Genomic DNA, 18612 nt, shown 5'->3' with positions numbered 1-18612 from the left:
CGTGACACCCTGAACGGGTGAACAGTCAACAGTCCGCCCTCTCCCCCGCGCCCGTCCGCAACCCCGTCGGCGGTCACGTCCCCGTGGCCGGGGGCCTGCACTCCGTGGGCCTGTCCTACGCCCGTGAGCTGAAGGCCGAGGCCGTGCAGGTCTTCGTCGCCAATCCGCGCGGCTGGGCCACGCCGGCGGGCAACCCGAAGCAGGACGAGGCGTTCCGGGAGACCTGTGCGGCGGAGTCGATCCCCGCGTACGTGCACGCGCCGTACCTGATCAACTTCGGTTCGCACACCGAGGCGACGGTGGAGCGGTCCGTGGACTCGCTGCGCCACTCGCTGCGGCGCGGGCGGGCGATCGGCGCGCTCGGCGTGGTCGTGCACACCGGCAGCGCGACGGGCGGCCGGGACCGGTCGGTGGCGCTGAAGCAGGTGCGGGAGTACCTGCTGCCGCTGCTCGACGAGCTGACCCACGACGACGACCCGTACCTGCTGCTGGAGTCGACCGCCGGCCAGGGCGCCTCCCTGTGCTCACGGACCTGGGACTTCGGGCCCTACTTCGAGGCGCTGGACGCCCACCCGAGGCTCGGCGTGTGCCTGGACACCTGTCACGTCTTCGCGGCCGGGCACGACCTGACCGGCCCGGCGGGCATGCACCAGACCCTGGACCTGCTGGTGGACACGGTCGGCGAGGGCCGGCTGAGGCTGATCCACGCCAACGACTCCAAGGACGTGGCCGGCGCCCACAAGGACCGGCACGAGAACATCGGCGCCGGCCACATAGGCGAGGACCCGTTCCGGGCGCTGATGACCCACCCCGCGACCGAGGGGGTGCCGCTGGTCATCGAGACGCCGGGCGGCAAGGAGGGCCACGCGGCGGACGTGGAGCGGCTGAAGAAGCTGCGCGACGGCTGACCGCCGCGGGAGGCCGCCCAGCGGTCAGAGGTCGGGGCCGTCCCCGGGTTCCTCCTGGTAGGAGTAGCGCTGCTCCCGCCACGGGTCGCCGATGTTGTGGTAGCCCCGCTCCTCCCAGAAACCGCGGCGGTCGGCGGTCATGTACTCGATGCCCCGGACCCACTTCGGGCCCTTCCAGGCGTACAGATGCGGGACGACCAGCCGCAGCGGGAAGCCGTGCTCGGCGGTGAGCAGCTCGCCGTCCTTGTGGGTGGCGAAGAGGGTGCCCTCGGCGGCGAAGTCGGACAGCCGGAGGTTGGAGCTGAACCCGTACTCCGCCCACACCATGACGTGGGTGACGGCGGGCGCGGGCGGGGCGAGGTCCAGGATGGTGGCGGCCGGGACACCGCCCCACTCGGCGCCGAGCATGCTGAACTTCGTGACGCAGTGCAGGTCGGCGACGACCGTGGTGTACGGCAGGGCGGTGAACTCCTCGTGGGTCCAGCCGCGCTTGTCGCCGTCGGCGGTGGCGCCGAAGACCCGGAACTCCCAGCGTTCGGGGCGGAACTTGGGCACCGGACCGTAGTGGGTGACCGGCCAGCCACGCTGGAGCCGCTGTCCCGGCGGGAGCTCGAACCGCTGCGCTCCTTGCGAACCGCCTTCTCCCGATTCGTTTCCCACCGGCTGACCCATGCCTCCATCCTGACAGACCCGGACCGATGCCCCTGACCCACCCCTCTTACATTCGGGCAAAGTAACGCGATATGGACTAAGCCTGTACTTACTTACTAAGTCGAGACTTACTGGACGATCTTCCCGGGCGGTGCAATCATGCGGCGCAACAGGCCGGTTCCCGTTCGAAGGAGCGTCAAGCGATGCAGGGCGACCCCGAGGTCATCGAGTTCCTCAATGAGCAGCTGACCGCCGAGCTCACGGCGATCAACCAGTACTTCCTGCACGCGAAGCTGCAGGACCACAAGGGCTGGACCAAGCTCGCGAAGTACACGCGCGCGGAGTCCTTCGACGAGATGCGTCACGCCGAGGTGCTCACCGACCGCATCCTGCTCCTGGACGGCCTGCCGAACTACCAGCGGCTGTTCCACGTGCGGGTCGGCCAGACGGTCACCGAGATGTTCCAGGCCGACCGGGAGATCGAGATCGAGGCCATCGACCGGCTGCGCCGGGGCGTCGAGGTGATGCGGGCCAAGAACGACATCACGTCGGCCAACGTCTTCGAGGCCATCCTCGCCGACGAGGAGCACCACATCGACTACCTGGAGACCCAGCTGGACCTGATCGAGAAGCTGGGCGAGTCGCTCTACCTGTCGACGGTCATCGAGCAGACGCAGCCGGACCCGTCGGGGCCGGGCTCGCTCTGAGGGCCGAGGGCTCCCGGGGCACGTCCTAGGCGGCTTCGGGAAGCTCCGCGAGGACCGGTCCGCCCTGGTCGGCCAGCTCCCGGCGGGGGCAGGCGCCACGGCCGAGGAGTGCCTGGATGCGGCGCACGCAGCCGCCGCAGTCGGTGCCCGCCTTGCAGGCGGAGGCGATCTGCCGGGGCGTGCAGGCGCCGGCTTCCGCGTGGCCCTTCACCTGTTCCTCGGTGACTCCGAAGCAGCTGCAGACGAACACGCGGTTCACCTCCCGAGCGGGTACAAGGTCGTGCCGTACCGCCGAAGACCGGAAGGCCCGCTGATCGGTGAGGCAAACCTAACCTTACCCATCACGCAAGATCGACAAAAGTGGAGGGGGCGCGGATCGTGTGTGACCCGCGCCCCATTCACCCGCCCCTGCGAGGGGCGCACCGTCACTGGTCCCGGTACATCTCCGCCACCAGGAACGCCAGGTCGAGCGACTGGCTGCGGTTCAGGCGCGGGTCGCAGGCGGTCTCGTAGCGCTGGTGCAGGTCGTCGACGAAGATTTCGTCGCCGCCGCCCACGCACTCGGTGACGTCGTCGCCGGTCAGCTCCACGTGGATGCCGCCCGGGTGGGTGCCCAGGCTCTTGTGCACCTCGAAGAAGCCCTTGACCTCGTCGAGCACGTCGTCGAAGCGGCGGGTCTTGTGACCCGAGGCCGCCTCGTAGGTGTTGCCGTGCATCGGGTCGGTGATCCAGGCGACGGTCGCGCCGGAGGCGGTGACCTTCTCGACCAGCTCGGGGAGCTTGTCGCGGATCTTGTCCGCGCCCATGCGGACGATGAAGGTCAGCCGGCCCGGCTCGCGCTCGGGGTCGAGGCGCTCGATGTACTGCAGCGCCTCCTCGGCCGTGGTGGAGGGGCCGAGCTTGATGCCGATCGGGTTGCGGATGCGCGAGGCGAACTCGATGTGCGCGTGGTCCAGCTGCCGGGTGCGCTCGCCGATCCACACCATGTGCGCGGAGACGTCGTACAGCTGCCCGGTGCGCGAGTCGATCCGCGTCAGCGCCGACTCGTAGTCGAGCAGCAGCGCCTCGTGCGAGGAGAAGAACTCGACGGTCTTGAACTCCTCCGGGTCGGTGCCGCAGGCCCGCATGAAGTTCAGCGCGTTGTCGATCTCCCGGGCGAGCTGCTCGTAGCGCTGGCCGGAGGGGGAGGACTTCACGAAGTCCTGGTTCCAGGCGTGCACCTGGCGCAGGTCGGCGTACCCACCGGTGGTGAAGGCGCGCACCAGGTTCAGCGTGGACGCCGACGCGTGGTACATGCGCTTGAGCCGCTCGGGGTCCGGGATCCGGGCCGCCTCGGTGAAGTCGAAGCCGTTGACGGAGTCGCCCCGGTAGGTCGGCAGCGTCACGCCGTCGCGGGTCTCGGTCGGCTTGGAGCGCGGCTTCGAGTACTGGCCGGCGATCCGGCCGACCTTCACCACGGGCACGGACGCGGCGTACGTCAGGACGGCGCCCATCTGGAGCAGCGTCTTCAGCTTGTTGCGGATGTGGTCCGCGGACACCGCGTCGAAGGCCTCGGCGCAGTCGCCGCCCTGGAGGAGGAACGCCTCTCCCTTGGCGACGGCCGCCAACCGGGCGCGCAGCTGGTCGCACTCGCCCGCGAAGACGAGCGGCGGATACGACTCGAGGTCCGCGATCACTGCGCGCAGAGCCTCGGTGTCGGGGTACTCGGGCTGCTGCGCCGCGGGCAGGTCTCGCCAGGTGTTGCCAGCGCTCGGGCTGGTCTTAGCGTTCACGGTCACCCCTCAACCCTACGGGGTCCCGTCCAGCGGTTTTCGCACGGCTCGACAGGTGAGACGCCACCCCCGCGCGGACCGCGGGACAGCGGTTGGTAACCTCACGCGCCTTTGAAATTTGAATCACGGACATCTCGCATACAGACCGAGCGCATACCAGGGGTGGGACTTGAGCGCGGATCATCGCAGAGACCGCAAGAAGAAGAGACTGCTCGTCTACGGTGTCGCCTCGCTCGTGGCCGCCGCCACCACGGCCGGCACCCTGGCCCTGGCCGCGCCGGGCCTCCTCGGCTCGGACGGCACCGGCGCCACCGCGGACCTCCCGCTCCAGGCCCGGTTCGCCCAGGCCGCCGAGGAGTTCGACGTGCCGCAGAGCGTGCTGATGGCCGTCTCGTACCGGCAGACGCGCTGGGAGGACCACGACGGGCTGCCGAGCACCACCGGCGCCTACAACGTCATGGGGCTCACCGACGTCGACCCGGAGAGCCTCGAGGCGGGCGCCGCCGACGAGCGCGAGCACCGGCTCGAGCACATGAACCGCAGCGGCGACCCGGCCGTCGAGAAGAACTTCGACGCCGAGGAGGCGCTGGCGAGCCTCGACGAGAAGGCCGTCGACACCGACGACCCGCGGCTGCACACCCTGGACGAGGCGGCCGGGCTCATCGACGCCTCGCCCGAGCAGGTGCGCAGCGACCCCGGGGAGAGCATCCGGGCGGGCGCCGCACTGCTCGCCGAGTACCAGCGGGACGCCACCGGCACGCTGCCCGAGGACCCCGGCGCCTGGTATCCGGCGGTCGCCCGGGCCGGCCAGTCGACGGACGCCAAGGGCGCGCGGCAGTTCGCGCAACGCGTGTACGAGTCGATCAGGACCGGTGAGCGGCGCGTCACCGCCGACGGCCAGTCCCTCACCCTGCCGGCCGACCCGGCCGTGCGGCCGGACCGCACCGCGGACCTGGACCTGGCCGCCGCCACCGCCGCTCCGGCCCCCGACTGCCCCTCGGGCCTCAGCTGCGACTTCCGTCCCGCCGCCTACAAGCAGAACGGCGGCATCGACGACTGGGGCAACTACAACGTGGCGAACCGCCCGGTGGCGGGCAACGAGATCACCTCGATCGTGATCCACGACACCGAGGGCAGTTACAGCAGCGCCCTGGGCGTTTTCCAGAACTCCCTGTCGTACGCCAGCGCCCACTACCTGATCCGGGCGTCCGACGGTCTGGTCACCCAGCTCGTCGAGAACAAGAACGAGGCCTGGCACGCGGCCAACAAGACCCTCAACATGCACTCGATCGGCATCGAGCACGAGGGGTACGCCATCAAGGACGGCAGCTGGTACACCGAGCCGCAGTACGAGTCCTCGGCGGCGCTGGTGAAGTACCTGGCCGGAAAGTACGGCATCCCGCTGGACCGCGAGCACATCATCGGCCACGACGAGGTGCCGGGCGTCCTGGACGCGAACGTGAAGACCCAGCACTGGGACCCGGGCCCGTTCTGGGACTGGAACCACTACATGGGCCTGCTGGGCGCCCCCACCGGCGCCGAGGGGCCGGGCGGCCCGTACAAGGCCGGTCAGGTGGTCCGCGTGGTGCCGCCGTTCACCACGGCGAACCAGCCGAAGATCACCAACAACGGAGCCTCCGTCCCCGGGCAGCCGGCGAACTTCACCTACCTGTACTCCTCGCCGTCCACCTCCTCGGCCACGCTCACCGACCCGTACCTGGGCAGCCAGACCTGGAGCGAGGGCTGGAACTGGGGCAACAAGGTCCTGGCCGGTGGTGAGTTCGTGGTCGCCGAGGCGCGGCAGGACTGGACGGCTATCTGGTACGGCGGCAAGAAGGCCTGGTTCTACAACCGGGGCGGCCAGTTCGCCACCGCCGCCGGCACCCCGGACGTGGTCACGGCCAAGGCCGGGTCGAGCTCCGTCCCGGTGTACGGCCGCGCCTACCCCGAGGACAGCGCGTACGCGGGCACGGGCGTGCCGGTGCAGACCAAGAACAACGAGTCCCTGAGCAAGTACGGCGTCCTGAGCGGGCAGAAGTACGCCCTGGCCGGCGGCGCCGTGAAGGGCTCGTACTACAACAGCGGCACCATCGACGGCTCGGGCACCGGCTCGCGTGTCGTGGTCGTGGGCGACACGACGTACTACCCGATCCGTTTCAACCACCGCATCGGCTACGTGCGCACGGCCGACGTCCAGCTGGTCAAGGGCACCGCGCCCGACGCGGGCACCGACCGCTACAACATCCTCGGGCGGGACGCCTCGGGCGTGCTGTGGCAGTACCAGGGCACCGGAGACGCCGCCACCCCGTTCTTCGGCCGCTTCCGCGTCGGCGGCGGCTGGAACGACTACAACGCGGTGACGACCCTGACGGCGCTGCGCGCGGACGGCACCGGCGACATGGTGGCCCGCGACAAGAGCGGGGTGCTCTGGTACTACAAGGGCACCGGCAGCCCGGCGAAGCCCTTCGGGTCCCGCGCCCGGGTCGGCGGCGGCTGGTCGGTCTACGACACCCTCACCGGCGCCCGGGACCTCGACGGGGACGGCAGGGCCGACCTGATCGCCCGCGACAAGAGCGGGGTCCTCTGGCTCTACCAGGGCACGGGCGACACCGCCAAGCCCTTCGGGAGCCGGTCCCGGATCGGCGGCGGCTGGTCCGCCTTCAACGCGCTGGCCGACACCGGCGACCTCACCGGTGACGGCAGGGCCGACCTGATCGCCCGGGACAAGAGCGGGGTGCTCTGGCTCTACCAGGGCACCGGCGCCGCCGCGAAGCCCTTCGAGGCCATGAGCAGGGTCGGCGGCGGCTGGTCCGCCTACGACGTGCTGAGCGGCCCCAGCGACCTTGACCGCGACGGGACGCCCGACCTGATCGCTCGGGGCAAGGACGGCGTGCTCTGGTTCTACCAGGGCACCGGCAGCGCCTCCGCGCCGTTCAAGGCCCGCGCCCGGGTCGGCGGCGGCTGGAACACGTACAACATGATCGTCTGACGTCGGCACCGGCGCCGCGGCGCCCCGGATACGGGGATGTGCCGCGGCGCCGCGCGGGGATGGAGTAGGGTCTGCGGCATGTTCGCGCACTCGATCCAGAACTGGTGGTGGACCGCTCATCCGGCGGCCCGCTGACTGCGCGTGACGTAAGACTTCGCGAAGGCCGCCCGAGGGGCGGCCTTCGGCGTTTCCGCGACCGGGGACCGTTCCTCTCTCCCAGACCGAGAAGGAAACGGACCCATGACACCGCTCGACGCCCTGCTGACCGACTCCCGCCCCTTCGCCCTGCTCCGCCGGCGCACCCCGGGCCTCGACCAGGACACCGTGGAGGTGCTGCTCGGCCCGGTGACGGAGCACGACAGACTCGCCGATCTGCCCGACGAGGGGCTGGCGCTCGTTCCCTTCCGGCAGATCCGCGAGCGCGGCTTCGACGTCCGCGACGACGGCACACCGCTGCTGGTGCTGACTCCCGAGGAGCGGTACGGCATTCCCCTCGCCGAGGCCCTGGACCGGCTTCCGGCGCACGAGGTCCGCGTCGAGAACGGCGGCTTCGACGTCGGCGACGAGGAGTACGCGCGGATCGTGGGGAGGGTGCTGGACGAGGAGATCGGGGCGGGCCAGGGCGCCAACTTCGTGATCCGCCGGACGTACGAGGGCCGCGTCCCGGGGTTCGGGCGGGCGGACGCGCTGGCGCTGTTCCGGCGGCTGCTGGAGGGCGAGCGGGGCGCGTACTGGACGTTCGTGGTGCACACCGGGGACCGGACGCTGGTCGGGGCCAGCCCCGAGGTGCACGTGCGGATGTCCGGTGGAAGGGGCGGGCGCGCAGCGCCCACGGTCGAGGGTGGCGGGGGGAGACGGGCGGGCACGGTCGTCATGAACCCGATCAGCGGGACCTACCGCTACCCCTCCGGCGGGCCCACCCCCGAGCACCTGCTGGACTTCCTCGCCGACGGCAAGGAGATCGAGGAGCTGTCGATGGTGGTCGACGAGGAGCTCAAGATGATGTGCACCGTCGGCGACATGGGCGGCGTCGTCGTCGGCCCGCGGCTCAAGGAGATGGCGCACCTCGCGCACACCGAGTACGAGCTGCGCGGCCGTTCCTCGCTGGACGTGCGGGAGGTGCTGAAGGAGACCATGTTCGCGGCGACGGTCACCGGCTCGCCGGTGCAGAACGCCTGCCGGGTCATCGAGCGGTACGAGCCCCTCGGGCGGGACGGTGTGGCGCGCGGCTACTACGCGGGGGCGCTGGCCCTGCTGGGCCGGGACTCCGGCGGCGCCCAGACGCTCGACTCCCCCATCCTCATCCGCACCGCCGACATCGACGCCGCCGGACGGCTGCGGGTGCCGGTCGGCGCGACGCTGGTGCGGGGCTCGGACCCGGCGGGCGAGGTCGCGGAGACCCACGCCAAGGCGGCCGGGGTGCTGGCCGCGCTGGGCGTGGGCCCTGCCCGGCCGCGTGCGGAGGCCGAGCGGCCGAAGCTGGCCGACGACCCGCGCGTCCGGGCGGCGCTGGACGGGCGACGCGCCTCCCTCGCCCCGTTCTGGCTGCGGATGCAGGAGCCGTCGGGCGCGCTGGAGGGGCACGCCCTGGTCGTCGACGCGGAGGACACCTTCACGGCGATGCTGGCGCACGTGCTGCGCTCGTCGGGGCTCGCGGTGAGCGTGCGGCGGTACGACGAGGAGGGCCTGCGCGAGGCGGTGCTCGGGCACGAGGGCCCGGTGGTGCTGGGGCCCGGCCCCGGTGATCCGTCCGACCCCGCCGAACCGAGGATGCGCTTCCTGCGCGCACTGACCGCCGACGCGCTCCGGGAGAACCGGCACGGCGTCCTCGGCGTCTGCCTCGGGCACGAGCTGATCGCCGCGGAGCTGGGACTGGACATCGTCCGCAAGGAGGTGCCGTACCAGGGGGCGCAGACGGAGATCGACCTGTTCGGACGGCCCGAGACCGTCGGCTTCTACAACAGCTTCACCGCGCGCTGCGACGACGGGAGTGCCGCGGAGCTGGCCGCGCACGGCGTGGAGGTGAGCCGTGGGGCGGGCGGCGAGGTGCACGCCCTGCGCGGGCCGGGCTTCGCCGGGGTCCAGTTCCACCCGGAGTCGGTGCTGACACTGGACGGCGCGGCGATCGTGCGGGAGCTGGTCGGTCAGCTGCGCGGCACCAGCACGTTCTCGCTGCGGCGGCCGGCCCGGTAGTCGAGCACGTTCCTCACCGTGGCGTCGACGATCTGGCCGACGGCGTCCTCGGTGTAGTACGCCTGGTGCGAGGTGACCAGCACGTTCGGGAAGGTGACGAGGCGGGCCAGGGTGTCGTCGGCGATGGCCTCCAGGGACTTGTCGAGGAAGAACAGGCCCGCCTCCGCCTCGTACACGTCCAGGCCGACGCCGGTGAAGCGGCCCGCGCGCAGCTCGGTCACCAGGGCGGCGGTGTCGACGAGGCCGCCGCGGCTGGAGTTGAGCAGGATCGCGTCGTCGCGCATCGTCTTCAGGGCGGCCGCGTCGATCAGGTGCCGGGTCTGGGGCATCAGCGGGACGTGCAGGGTGACCAGGTCGGACTCGGCGAGCAGCTCGTCCTTGGCGACGTAGCGCATGCCGAGCGCCGTGCAGGCGGGGTTCTCGGCCACGTCCCAGCCGAGCAGCCGCATGCCGAAGCCGTGGGCGATACGGGCGAAGGCCTCGCCGATCTTGCCGGTGCCGAGGACTCCGGCGGTGCGGCCGTGCATGTCCCGGCCCATCAGGCCGTTCAGCCGGAAGTCGAAGTCGCGGGTGCGGGTGGAGGCCCGCACGATCCTGCGGTTGACGGCCATGGCGAGGGTCCAGGCGAACTCGGCCACCGAGTACGGGGAGTAGTACGAGACCCGGGCGATGGTCATGCCGAGGCGCCCGGCGGTGTCGAGGTCGATGTTGTTGAAGCCGGTGGAGCGCTGGGCCACCATCCGGGTGCCGCCGGCCGCGAGGATCTCCAGGACGTCCGCGCCGAGGTCGGCGTTGACGGACGTGGAGACGATCTCGTGGCCGGCCGCGATGGGGGCGGTGTCCTCGTTGAGGAAGACGTCGAGGCAGCGGACGTCCTCGCGGCCGCGGAAGGCCTGCTCGATCAGGGGCTGCTCGTCGGCCTGGACACCGAAGGCGAGGATTTCCACGACCGCTCCCGTTCTGCTGGGCTCCCGGCCGAATATACGGTCCGGGCCCGCCGCCCGCCCTCCGGTCACGCCGGTCAGCCGGTCAGCCGGTCAGCCGGTCAGCCGGTCAGCCGGTCAGCCGGTCAGCCGAAGAAGACCCCGACCTCCGCGTACAGCTTCGGGTCCACGGTCTTCAGCCGGGCCGTGGCCTCGGCGATCGGGACGCGGACGATGTCCGTGCCGCGCAGGGCGACCATCTTGCCGAAGTCCCCGTCCCGGACGCAGTCGACGGCGTGCAGGCCGAAGCGGGTGGCGAGCCAGCGGTCGAACGCGCTGGGGGTGCCTCCGCGCTGGACGTGGCCGAGGACGGTGGTGCGGGCCTCCTTGCCGGTGCGTTTCTCGATCTCCTTCGCCAGCCACTCGCCCACGCCGGACAGCCGGACGTGGCCGTAGGAGTCCAGCGACTGGTCCTTGAGCACCATGTCGCCGTCGCGCGGCATCGCCCCCTCGGCGACGACCACGATCGGGGCGTAGGAGGCGCGGAAGCGGGAGGTCACCCAGTCGCAGACCTGCTCGGTGTCGAAGCGCTGCTCGGGGATGAGGATGACGTTGGCGCCGCCGGCCAGGCCGGAGTGCAGCGCGATCCAGCCGGCGTGCCGGCCCATGACCTCGACCACCAGGACGCGCATGTGCGACTCGGCGGTGGTGTGCAGCCGGTCGATGGCCTCGGTGGCGATGCCGACCGCCGTGTCGAAGCCGAAGGTGTAGTCGGTGGCGGACAGGTCGTTGTCGATCGTCTTCGGGACGCCGACGCAGGGCACGCCGTACTCTTCCGCCAGGCGGGTGGCGACGCCGAGGGTGTCCTCGCCGCCGATGGTGATCAGCGCCTCGACACCGAGCTTCGCGAGGTTCTCCTTGATGCGCCGGATGCCGTGCTCGTGCTGGAGCGGATTGGTGCGCGAGGAGCCGAGGATGGTGCCGCCGCGGGGCAGGATGCCGCGGACGGCCGGGATGTCGAGGCGGACGGTGTCGCCCTCCAGGGGGCCGCGCCAGCCGTCCCGGAAGCCGGTGAAGTCGTAGCCGTACTCCTGGACGCCCTTGCGGACGATGGCCCGGACGACGGCGTTGAGCCCGGGGCAGTCGCCGCCTCCGGTCAGTACTCCGACCTTCATCGCGTAACTCCCTTGCCACGGCGGGAGGTTCAGGACCCTGCCACTGTCCCGCGCGGGGTCACGCGTCGTCCAGACCCCGTTCGATCGCGTAGCGCACGAGTTCCACCCGGTTGTGCAGCTGGAGCTTGCCGAGGGTGTTCTGCACGTGGTTCTGCACGGTGCGGTGGGAGATGACGAGGCGTTCGGCGATCTGCTTGTAGCTCAGGCCCTTGGCGACCAGGCGCAGCACCTCGGTCTCGCGGTCGGTGAGCCGGGGCGCTCCGGGTTCACCGGTCTCGGCGGCGGGGGCCGGTTCGGAGGCGAGGCGGCGGTACTCACCGAGGACCAGTCCGGCCAGTCCCGGGGTGAAGACGGGATCGCCGAGGGCGGTGCGGCGCACCGCGTCCTGCAGTTCCTCGGTCGAGGCCGACTTCAGCAGGTACCCGGTCGCGCCGGACTTCACCGCCTCCAGCACGTCGGCGTGCTCCCCGCTCGCGGAGAGCACCAGGACGCGCAGCGTCGGGTCGGCGCCGACGACCTCCTTGCAGACCTGGACACCGGGCTTCCCGGGCAGGTTGAGGTCGAGCACGAGGACGTCGGGGGCGACGGCCCGGGCCCGGCGCACCGCCTGGTCCCCGTCGCCGGCGGTGGCGACCACGTCGAAGCCGGACTCGGCCAGGTCCCGGGCGACGGCGTCCCGCCACATCGGGTGGTCGTCGACCACCATGACCCTGATCGGGCCCTGTCGTTCACTCACGGTCCGCTGCCTTCCCCCGGGCGACGGCGTCGCCGGCTTCCTTCGGTGTCCTCAGTTCGACCTCGGTGCCCTGCCCGGGCACCGAGATCAGCTCGGCCGTGCCGCCGAGATCGCGCAGCCGGCCCCGGATCGACAGGGCCACGCCGAGCCGCCCCTCTCCCTCGGCCTCGGCGAGCCGTCCTTCGGGGATGCCGGGGCCTTCGTCGCGGACGGTGACGATCACCTCGTCGGGCTCGTCCTCGACCAGGATCCAGGCGCGCGCGTCCTCGCCCACGTGCTTGCGTACGTTGTCCAGGGCGGCCCCGACGGCGGCCGCAAGCTCCCGGGCCGCGGGGGGCGCGAGCAGGACCGGCGCGCCCGGCTCGGCGAGGTGCACGCGGGAGCCGGCGTACGGGGCGAGCAGGGCGCGCAGGTCGACGGGGCCGCCCGGCCCCTCCCCCTCCGGTTCCTCCACGGCCCGTACGACCGCGCCCTCGGCGGCGTCCTCCGACAGCCGGGAGACGGGGACCAGGCCGCCGGAGACCAGCGTGCGCAGCGCCACCTCCTGCTCACCGGCCATCCGGCCCAGCTCGGCCGCCTCGCCGCCGATGACGGCGCCGCGCCGCTGCACCATCGCGAGGACCTGGAGCACGCTGTCGTGGATGTCCCGGGCGAGCCGCTCCCGCTCCCGGGTCGCCGCCTCGATCTCCAGGGCGCGGGCGAGGGTCCGCTCGGAGGCGCGGGCGACCTCGACGACGTAGCCGATGGCGATGGAGGCGACCCAGACGAGGATGACGTTGTGGACGGTGTCGCGGGCCGGGCTGCCCCGCTCGACCAGGTTGGCGACGGCCACGAGGGTGGAGGCGAGGGCGGCCCAGCGCCAGCCGCCCTTGATGGCGAACGCGAGGACGGAACCGGCGGTCCATATGGAGGGCAGCGTCGGGCCGCCGTCCATGACCCGCTCGGGCGCGTCGGCGAGCGGGGTGAGGAGGATGCCGGTGAGGGCGACGGTGAGGTCGGCGGCGAGGAACCGCCTGGTGCAGCTCGCCTCGCCCGAGACCTTGGGGAGGGTGGCCAGGGTCCAGACGAAGAGGACGGCGTAGTAGGCGACCGCGAGCCAGGGTCGGACGAAGCCCGAGTAGGCGGTGGCGAAGAAGCCGATCGCGTACAGCATGGTGAGCACGCGGTAGCCGGCCAGCGCACGCCACAGCGGCTGCTCGACCGACATCCTCATGACTCTCTCGCGCCTGGCCATGTCCCCCCGTCCCCGGCCCTACGTCCTGGTGTCCGGCCTACCGGTCGTCGGACCGGTCCTGCTCGGCCGCGGCCTTCTCCTTGGCCGTCTGTTCCTTCTCGGCCTGGGCGAGCGCGGCCTTCGCCGCCCTGCCGGCCTCCTTCTCGGCCTTCGCCGCGTCCGCGAGCTGCCGCTTCATGGCGGTCGCGTACATGTCGACGTACTCCTGGCCGGAGAGCTTCATGATCTCGTACATGACCTCGTCGGTCACCGCGCGCAGGACGAAGCGGTCGTGCTCCATGCCCTGGTAGCGCGTGAAGTCCAGGGGCGCGCCGATGCGGATGCCGGGCCGCATCAGCTTCGGCATCACCTTGCCGGGCGGCTGGATCTTCTCGGTGTCGATCATGGCGACCGGGATCACGGGCGCGCCGGTGGCGAGGGCCACGCGCGCGAGGCCGCCCGGCTTGCCCCGGTAGAGCCGGCCGTCCGGGGAGCGCGTGCCCTCGGGGTAGATGCCGAACAGCTCGCCGCGTTCCAGCACCTCTATGCCGCTCTTGATCGCGGCCTCGCCCGCGCCGCGCGCGCCGGAGCGGTCGACGGGCAGCTGGCCCACCCCCTTGAAGAAGGCGGCGGTCAGCCGGCCCTTCACCCCGGGTGTGTTGAAGTACTCGGCCTTGGCGATGAAGGTGACCTTGCGGTCGAGCACGGCGGGCAGGAAGAACGAGTCGGAGAACGACAGGTGGTTGCTCGCCAGAATGGCGGGGCCGTCGGCCGGGATGTGCTCCAGGCCTTCCACCCAGGGCCGGAAGGCGAGCTTCAGCGAACCCCCGACGGTGACCTTCATCGCGCCGTACAACAACCGAGTGCCTCCTGTGTCTGTGGGTCAGACCTTAACCCGGGGCACCGTCAATGGCCCCGACGGCCCTGGTCGGTGTCAGTGCGGTCGCGTACGGTGAAGTACCCACGAGTACCGCACCCGCAAGGACCGCCTCGGCGTGCATCGCACCCGTGTGCGTCCCACCCGTGTGTCCCGCCCGACGTGCCGGCTGTGCCGGCCCCCTGACGACAGGAGACCGAGTCGTGCCGGTCCTGCCCGGAGCCGAGCCGTTCCGCCACGAGGGCGGGGAGGTCGGCGTCCTCCTCTGCCACGGCTTCACCGGTTCCCCGCAGTCGCTGCGCCCCTGGGCCAGGTACCTCGCGGCGCGGGACCTGACCGTCGCTCTGCCCCTGCTGCCCGGGCACGGCACCCGCTGGCAGGACCTCCAGGTCACGGGCTGGCAGGACTGGTACGCGGAGGTGGACCGCGAGCTGCGCGCCCTGCGGGAGCGCTGCGCACGGGTCTTCGTGGCGGGCCTGTCCATGGGCGGCGCGCTGGCGCTGCGGCTCGCCGCCAAGCACGGGGACGCGCTGTCGGGTGTCGTCGTCGTCAACCCGGCGAACCGGATGCACGGCGTGGCCCAGCACGCCCTTCCGGTCCTGCGCCATCTGCTGCCCGCGACGAAGGGCATCGCCAGCGACATCGCCAAGCCGCTCGGCACGGAGCTGGGGTACGACCGGGTGCCGCTGCACGCGGCGCACTCGCTGCGGACCTTCTTCCGTCTCGCCGACGGCGATCTGCCGCAGGTGACCCAGCCGCTGCTGCTGCTGCGCAGCCCGCGGGACCATGTGGTGCCGCCGGCCGACTCGGCCCGCATCCTCGGCCGGGTGTCGTCGACGGACGTGACGGAGGTCCTGCTGGAACAGAGCTACCACGTGGCGACGTTGGACCACGACGCGGACCGGATCTTCGCGGAGAGCGTCGCTTTCATCGGCCGGCTCGCGCCCGGTTCCGTCAGGGAGCCGGAGCCCGGTCTCGGCAAGGAAGGGACGGCCGCAGGTGGCTGAGCACGACTCCGACCGCGAGGACCGCGAGGAGCGGGACGTGGAGCGGGAGCACCGCGAGGACCCGGAGCGCGCGCAGGAGCGCGTCCCCGGGGGGCAGGGCGTGCCCGTCGACGAGGCCGCCGCCTGGGCCGCGATCGTCGCCGGGTACGGGGACGAGCCGCCGGACCCGCCGGGCGCGAAGCCCTTCAAGTCGGTGGAGGACCTGGCGCTGCTGGAGCCGGAGACCAACGACGACGAGCCGGAGCGGGAGGTTCCCGCGTCGGACCGGCCCGCGTCCGACCGGCCGGCCTCGGACCGGCCGGCCTCGGACCGGCCGGCCGCGGACCCCCCGGCCGCGGAGCGGCCGCTCGGGGGCTCCGTGGCGTTCGCGCCCGGGGTCGGCGGCCCGCGCGACCACAGCCTGGCCGAGCCCTCGGACGGCGATCTCGGCGAGGACGACGAGGGTCACTTCGTGCCGCCCGAGCCGCCGCCGTTGCCGGAGGGCGACACCACCGCGAAGTTCGCGTGGCTGGGCGTGCTCGGGGGGCCGGTGCTGCTTCTGCTCGCGGTGGTCCTCGGCTGGGACATGACGTGGTGGCTGGCGACCCTGAGCATCGGCGGCTTCCTCGGCGGCTTCGCCACCCTCGTCATGCGGATGCGCACGGGCGACGAGGACGACGACGACCCGGGGCGGGGCGCGGTGGTCTAGGACACGCGGGCGCGTGGCCCGGGGCCGGGGCGCGGCGACGGGCGGTGGTCCGGTGTGCGGGCCCTGCCGTGCGGGCCCTGCCGTGCGGGCCCTGCCGTGCGGGTCAGGTCGCGGCGGCGGGTACGTGGAGGGCGGTCAGGACCGGCAGGTGGTCCGTGGCCGCCCTCAGGTCGTCCTCGGCCACCCCGGGCAGCCCGAGCGGTACGCCGCAGCCCAGGACCTCGATGCCCTCCGTGACGAAGACCGCGTCGATGCGCCGGTCCGGACCGGTGGCGGGGAAGGTGTACTCGCGGCCCCAGGGTTCGGCGGTCCAGCAGTCCCGCAGTCCGTCGCCGAGCCGCCGGAAGGTGCGGCCGCCGGGGCGCTCGTTCAGGTCGCCGCCCGCGATCGCGTGTGTCACGCCGAGGGCGCCCAGTCGGTCGAGGAGCAGGCCCGCCTGCTCGTGGCGCTCGTCCGGGTGCAGCGAGAGGTGACAGCTCAGCACGCCGACGCGGGCCGCGCCGAACCGGACGACGGCGGTGGCCAGGCCGCGGCGGTGCCGGCCGGGGGTGAGCGGGAGCAGCACGTCCTCGGTGCGCTCGACGGTGGCGCGCAGCGAGCACAGCAGCGCGGGACCGGCGGCCGTGCCGCCTCCGGACAGGAGGACCAGTCCGGACGCGGCGGCGAGCCGGGTGAGCTTCTTGCGCCAGCGGAAGAGGCGGGGGGCCTCCTGGAGGAGGACGAGGTCCGGGGCGCAGGCGGCGATCACGCGGGCGAGGGCGTCGGTGTCGTCGCGCATCGAGCGGATGTTGTAGCTGAGGACCCGGACGACGGCGGAACCGTCGGCTTCGGTGCGGGAGTTGGGGAGCGGTTGGAGCGACGTTGCCATGCCGTCAATTTACGGGACCGCACGGCCGGCGCGACGCGTCCGGCGACGCGTCGACGGGCCTCGGACGACGTCCGCCGACGCCACGACGTCCGCCGACGCCACGATGTCCGCCGACGCCGCGGGGCCCGCGCGCCCGCGGGGCGCAGCCGCAGATCGGCTCCGCCCCGCGCCCGTCGCTCGGCACCCCCGCGCCGGAGGTGCGCCCGTCACATGATCGGGTCGGGTTCCCTGGCCAGGTCGGCCGCGCCCACCAGGCCGGCCTTGTTGCCCAGCTGGGCGGCGATCACGTCGGCGACCGGACGCCAGTTGCCGCCGACCAGCCACCGCTTGTAGGACTTGCGGATCGGGTCGAGGACCAGGTCGCCCTCGTCGGAGAGCCCGCCGCCGACGATGAAGGCGGACGGGTCGAAGAGCGAGGCGAGGTCGGCGAGCCCGGCACCGGCCCAGCGGGCCAGCTCCCGGTAGGAGTCGACAGCGACGGGGCAGCCCTGCCGGGCGGCGACCGAGATGTGCTTGCCCTCGATGCCGTCGGGGGTGCCGTCGCCGAGCGCGAGCAGCACCTCGGCGCGCTCGGGGGTGGCGTTGGCGCGCTGCTTGGCGTACCGCACGAGGGCGCGGCCGGAGGCGTACTGCTCCCAGCAGCCCTGCGAGCCGCAGCCGCACAGCAGGCCGTCCGGCACCATGCGGATGTGGCCGAACTCGGCGGCTACGCCGAAGTGGCCGCGGCGCAGCTTGTTGCCGATGATGATGCCGCCGCCGAGGCCGGTGCCGAGCGTGATGCAGATGACGTTGCGGTGGCCCTTGCCCGCGCCGAACTTGTACTCGCCCCAGGCGGCGGCGTTGGCGTCGTTCTCCACGACGACCGGGAGGCCGACGCGGGCCTCGACCTTCTCCTTGAGCGGTTCGTTGCGCCAGTCGATGTTGGGTGCGAAGTAGACCTCGGAGCGCTGGCGGTTGACGTACCCGGCGGCACCGATGCCCACGCCGACGATCTCGTGCCCGGCGCGCGCGCCTTCCACCGCGGAGGCGATGGCGTCCACGATGGCCTCGGGTGTGCCCGGGGTCGGCACCTTGTGGGTCGAGAGGATGTTGCCTTCCTCGTCGACCACGCCGGCCGCGATCTTCGTGCCGCCGATGTCGACGCCGATGGTGAGTCCCATGAATCCCTCAGTTCGGTCGAGCCCCGCTAAGGGCAACCGTACCCGAGGGGAGTGTCAGTCCAAGTCGATGCGCTGGCCCGGGCCGGTGTCCCCGTCGCCGTCGTCCCGGCCGTCGGCGCGGCGTTCGTCCAGGTCGCGGGGGTCGCGGGGGTCCGTGTCCGCGGCGGCTCCGGCGTCCTTGGCGGTCCAGCGGCTCTCCTGGTTCTGTACGGCGGAGCGGTAGGCGGCGAGGAGTTCACCGCCGGCGGCCGCGAGGTGGTCGAAGACGCCCGGGTTGCGCTCGATGACCGGTTCGACGGCGGCCCTGGCCTGCTGGACGACCTGCCGGACCACCTGCTGGGCGGCGGGTCCGGCGACCTGGCCGAGCAGCGGGGACTGGAGGCCGGACAGCTTGTCCGCGACGGTGTCGACGAGCCGGCGCAGCTCCTCGGCGGCCGACCCGGGCTGCGGCCCGTACTCGGCTCGGCGGCGGGCCTTCTCCGCCTCCAGGTCCTCGGCGGTCGCCGTCGCCCAGGCGTCGGCGTCGGTCGCCCGCACCTCGTCGACCGCGTCGGCCTCGTGGGGACGAGCGGCCTCGGGCTCGGGGAGCTCTTCGCTCATGACGGACTCCTGACTACGGTTCGTCCCTACGACGTTACCCGAACGGACCCGGGGACCGTCCGAAGGATCGGGCCACGGATGCGGACGCGCGGCTTCCCACGCACCGGGACCGTCCGACACCCGGGCCCCGACACCCGGGCACCCG

The 18612-nt window shown here is 72.4% G+C and carries 18 protein-coding genes; 7 read left to right on the top strand and 11 right to left on the bottom strand.

Annotation, left to right across the window (positions count from 1 at the left end; all coding sequences use genetic code 11):
• Nucleotides 1–17 precede the first annotated feature (17 nt).
• Complete coding sequence (locus tag ACGF5T_RS20020; RefSeq protein ID WP_356610581.1) at nucleotides 18–908, top strand: deoxyribonuclease IV; 891 nt, start codon at nucleotides 18–20, stop codon at nucleotides 906–908.
• 24 nt (nucleotides 909–932) lie between these two features.
• Here the strand turns inward: ACGF5T_RS20020 and ACGF5T_RS20015 are convergent, their stop codons facing one another.
• Nucleotides 933–1580: a sulfite oxidase-like oxidoreductase gene (locus tag ACGF5T_RS20015; RefSeq protein WP_356610582.1), complete on the bottom strand. Its 648-nt coding sequence runs from the start codon at nucleotides 1578–1580 to the stop codon at nucleotides 933–935.
• 182 nt (nucleotides 1581–1762) lie between these two features.
• Between ACGF5T_RS20015 and bfr the strand changes: the two genes are divergently transcribed.
• The gene (bfr, locus tag ACGF5T_RS20010) at nucleotides 1763–2266 is read left to right on the top strand and encodes a bacterioferritin (protein ID WP_356610583.1); all 504 of its coding nucleotides are present in this window, start codon (nucleotides 1763–1765) and stop codon (nucleotides 2264–2266) included.
• Between the two features lie 25 nt (nucleotides 2267–2291).
• On the opposite strand, the gene ACGF5T_RS20005 is transcribed toward bfr, so the two are convergent.
• A complete protein-coding gene (locus ACGF5T_RS20005) occupies nucleotides 2292–2525 on the bottom strand; it encodes a bacterioferritin-associated ferredoxin (protein WP_053129480.1) in 234 nt (77 codons plus the stop codon).
• 166 nt (nucleotides 2526–2691) lie between these two features.
• Nucleotides 2692–4044, bottom strand: a complete 1353-nt coding sequence (locus ACGF5T_RS20000) for a class II 3-deoxy-7-phosphoheptulonate synthase (RefSeq protein ID WP_356610584.1) — start codon at nucleotides 4042–4044, stop codon at nucleotides 2692–2694.
• Nucleotides 4045–4207: 163 nt separating this feature from the next.
• On the opposite strand from ACGF5T_RS20000, the gene ACGF5T_RS19995 reads away from it, so the two are divergent.
• The 3 genes from ACGF5T_RS19995 (at nucleotide 4208) to ACGF5T_RS19985 (ending at nucleotide 9220) form a co-directional block, all read left to right on the top strand.
• Entirely contained in the window at nucleotides 4208–7027 is a 2820-nt protein-coding gene (locus tag ACGF5T_RS19995; RefSeq protein ID WP_356610585.1) for an N-acetylmuramoyl-L-alanine amidase, read from the top strand.
• Nucleotides 7028–7063: 36 nt separating this feature from the next.
• Nucleotides 7064–7162, top strand: coding sequence for a trp operon leader peptide (locus ACGF5T_RS19990; protein WP_361011640.1), 99 nt, complete (start codon nucleotides 7064–7066; stop codon nucleotides 7160–7162).
• A 105-nt stretch (nucleotides 7163–7267) separates the two neighbouring features.
• Nucleotides 7268–9220 (top strand): anthranilate synthase family protein, encoded by a 1953-nt coding sequence (locus ACGF5T_RS19985; RefSeq protein ID WP_366767895.1) that lies wholly within the window; start codon nucleotides 7268–7270, stop codon nucleotides 9218–9220.
• On the opposite strand, the gene ACGF5T_RS19980 is transcribed toward ACGF5T_RS19985, so the two are convergent.
• The 5 genes from ACGF5T_RS19980 to ACGF5T_RS19960 form a co-directional block, all read right to left on the bottom strand.
• Nucleotides 9172–10167 (bottom strand): 2-hydroxyacid dehydrogenase, encoded by a 996-nt coding sequence (locus tag ACGF5T_RS19980; RefSeq protein ID WP_356610587.1) that lies wholly within the window; start codon nucleotides 10165–10167, stop codon nucleotides 9172–9174. The genes ACGF5T_RS19985 and ACGF5T_RS19980 overlap by 49 nt on opposite strands.
• A 122-nt stretch (nucleotides 10168–10289) precedes the next feature.
• Nucleotides 10290–11318, bottom strand: a complete 1029-nt coding sequence (locus ACGF5T_RS19975) for a 6-phosphofructokinase (RefSeq protein ID WP_356610588.1) — start codon at nucleotides 11316–11318, stop codon at nucleotides 10290–10292.
• A 58-nt stretch (nucleotides 11319–11376) separates the two neighbouring features.
• On the bottom strand, nucleotides 11377–12024 hold the full coding sequence (locus tag ACGF5T_RS19970; protein ID WP_356610678.1) for a response regulator transcription factor: 648 nt from the start codon (nucleotides 12022–12024) through the stop codon (nucleotides 11377–11379).
• 22 nt (nucleotides 12025–12046) lie between these two features.
• Nucleotides 12047–13288 carry a MacS family sensor histidine kinase gene (gene macS / locus ACGF5T_RS19965; protein ID WP_356610589.1) on the bottom strand — a complete coding sequence of 414 codons (1242 nt, stop codon included), beginning with the start codon at nucleotides 13286–13288 and terminating at the stop codon, nucleotides 12047–12049.
• A gap of 37 nt (nucleotides 13289–13325) precedes the next feature.
• Nucleotides 13326–14111 (bottom strand): lysophospholipid acyltransferase family protein, encoded by a 786-nt coding sequence (locus tag ACGF5T_RS19960; protein WP_361011698.1) that lies wholly within the window; start codon nucleotides 14109–14111, stop codon nucleotides 13326–13328.
• A gap of 236 nt (nucleotides 14112–14347) precedes the next feature.
• Between ACGF5T_RS19960 and ACGF5T_RS19955 the strand changes: the two genes are divergently transcribed.
• Complete coding sequence (locus ACGF5T_RS19955; protein WP_356610590.1) at nucleotides 14348–15151, top strand: alpha/beta fold hydrolase; 804 nt, start codon at nucleotides 14348–14350, stop codon at nucleotides 15149–15151.
• On the top strand, nucleotides 15144–15839 hold the full coding sequence (locus ACGF5T_RS19950) for a hypothetical protein (RefSeq protein WP_366767894.1): 696 nt from the start codon (nucleotides 15144–15146) through the stop codon (nucleotides 15837–15839). The genes ACGF5T_RS19955 and ACGF5T_RS19950 overlap by 8 nt, the downstream gene beginning before the upstream one ends.
• Before the next feature lie 103 nt (nucleotides 15840–15942).
• Here the strand turns inward: ACGF5T_RS19950 and ACGF5T_RS19945 are convergent, their stop codons facing one another.
• The 3 genes from ACGF5T_RS19945 to ACGF5T_RS19935 form a co-directional block, all read right to left on the bottom strand.
• Nucleotides 15943–16707 (bottom strand): endonuclease/exonuclease/phosphatase family protein, encoded by a 765-nt coding sequence (locus ACGF5T_RS19945; RefSeq protein WP_366767893.1) that lies wholly within the window; start codon nucleotides 16705–16707, stop codon nucleotides 15943–15945.
• A 206-nt stretch (nucleotides 16708–16913) separates the two neighbouring features.
• Nucleotides 16914–17867, bottom strand: a complete 954-nt coding sequence (locus ACGF5T_RS19940; RefSeq protein ID WP_361011630.1) for an ROK family glucokinase — start codon at nucleotides 17865–17867, stop codon at nucleotides 16914–16916.
• Between the two features lie 54 nt (nucleotides 17868–17921).
• Nucleotides 17922–18467 carry a DUF5304 family protein gene (locus ACGF5T_RS19935; RefSeq protein ID WP_356610594.1) on the bottom strand — a complete coding sequence of 182 codons (546 nt, stop codon included), beginning with the start codon at nucleotides 18465–18467 and terminating at the stop codon, nucleotides 17922–17924.
• Nucleotides 18468–18612: the final 145 nt, after the last annotated feature.

It is taken from the genome of Streptomyces sp. NPDC047853, assembly GCF_043204535.1.
GTDB lineage: Bacteria > Actinomycetota > Actinomycetes > Streptomycetales > Streptomycetaceae > Streptomyces.
This window is presented reverse-complemented; position numbering and strand designations above follow the sequence as displayed.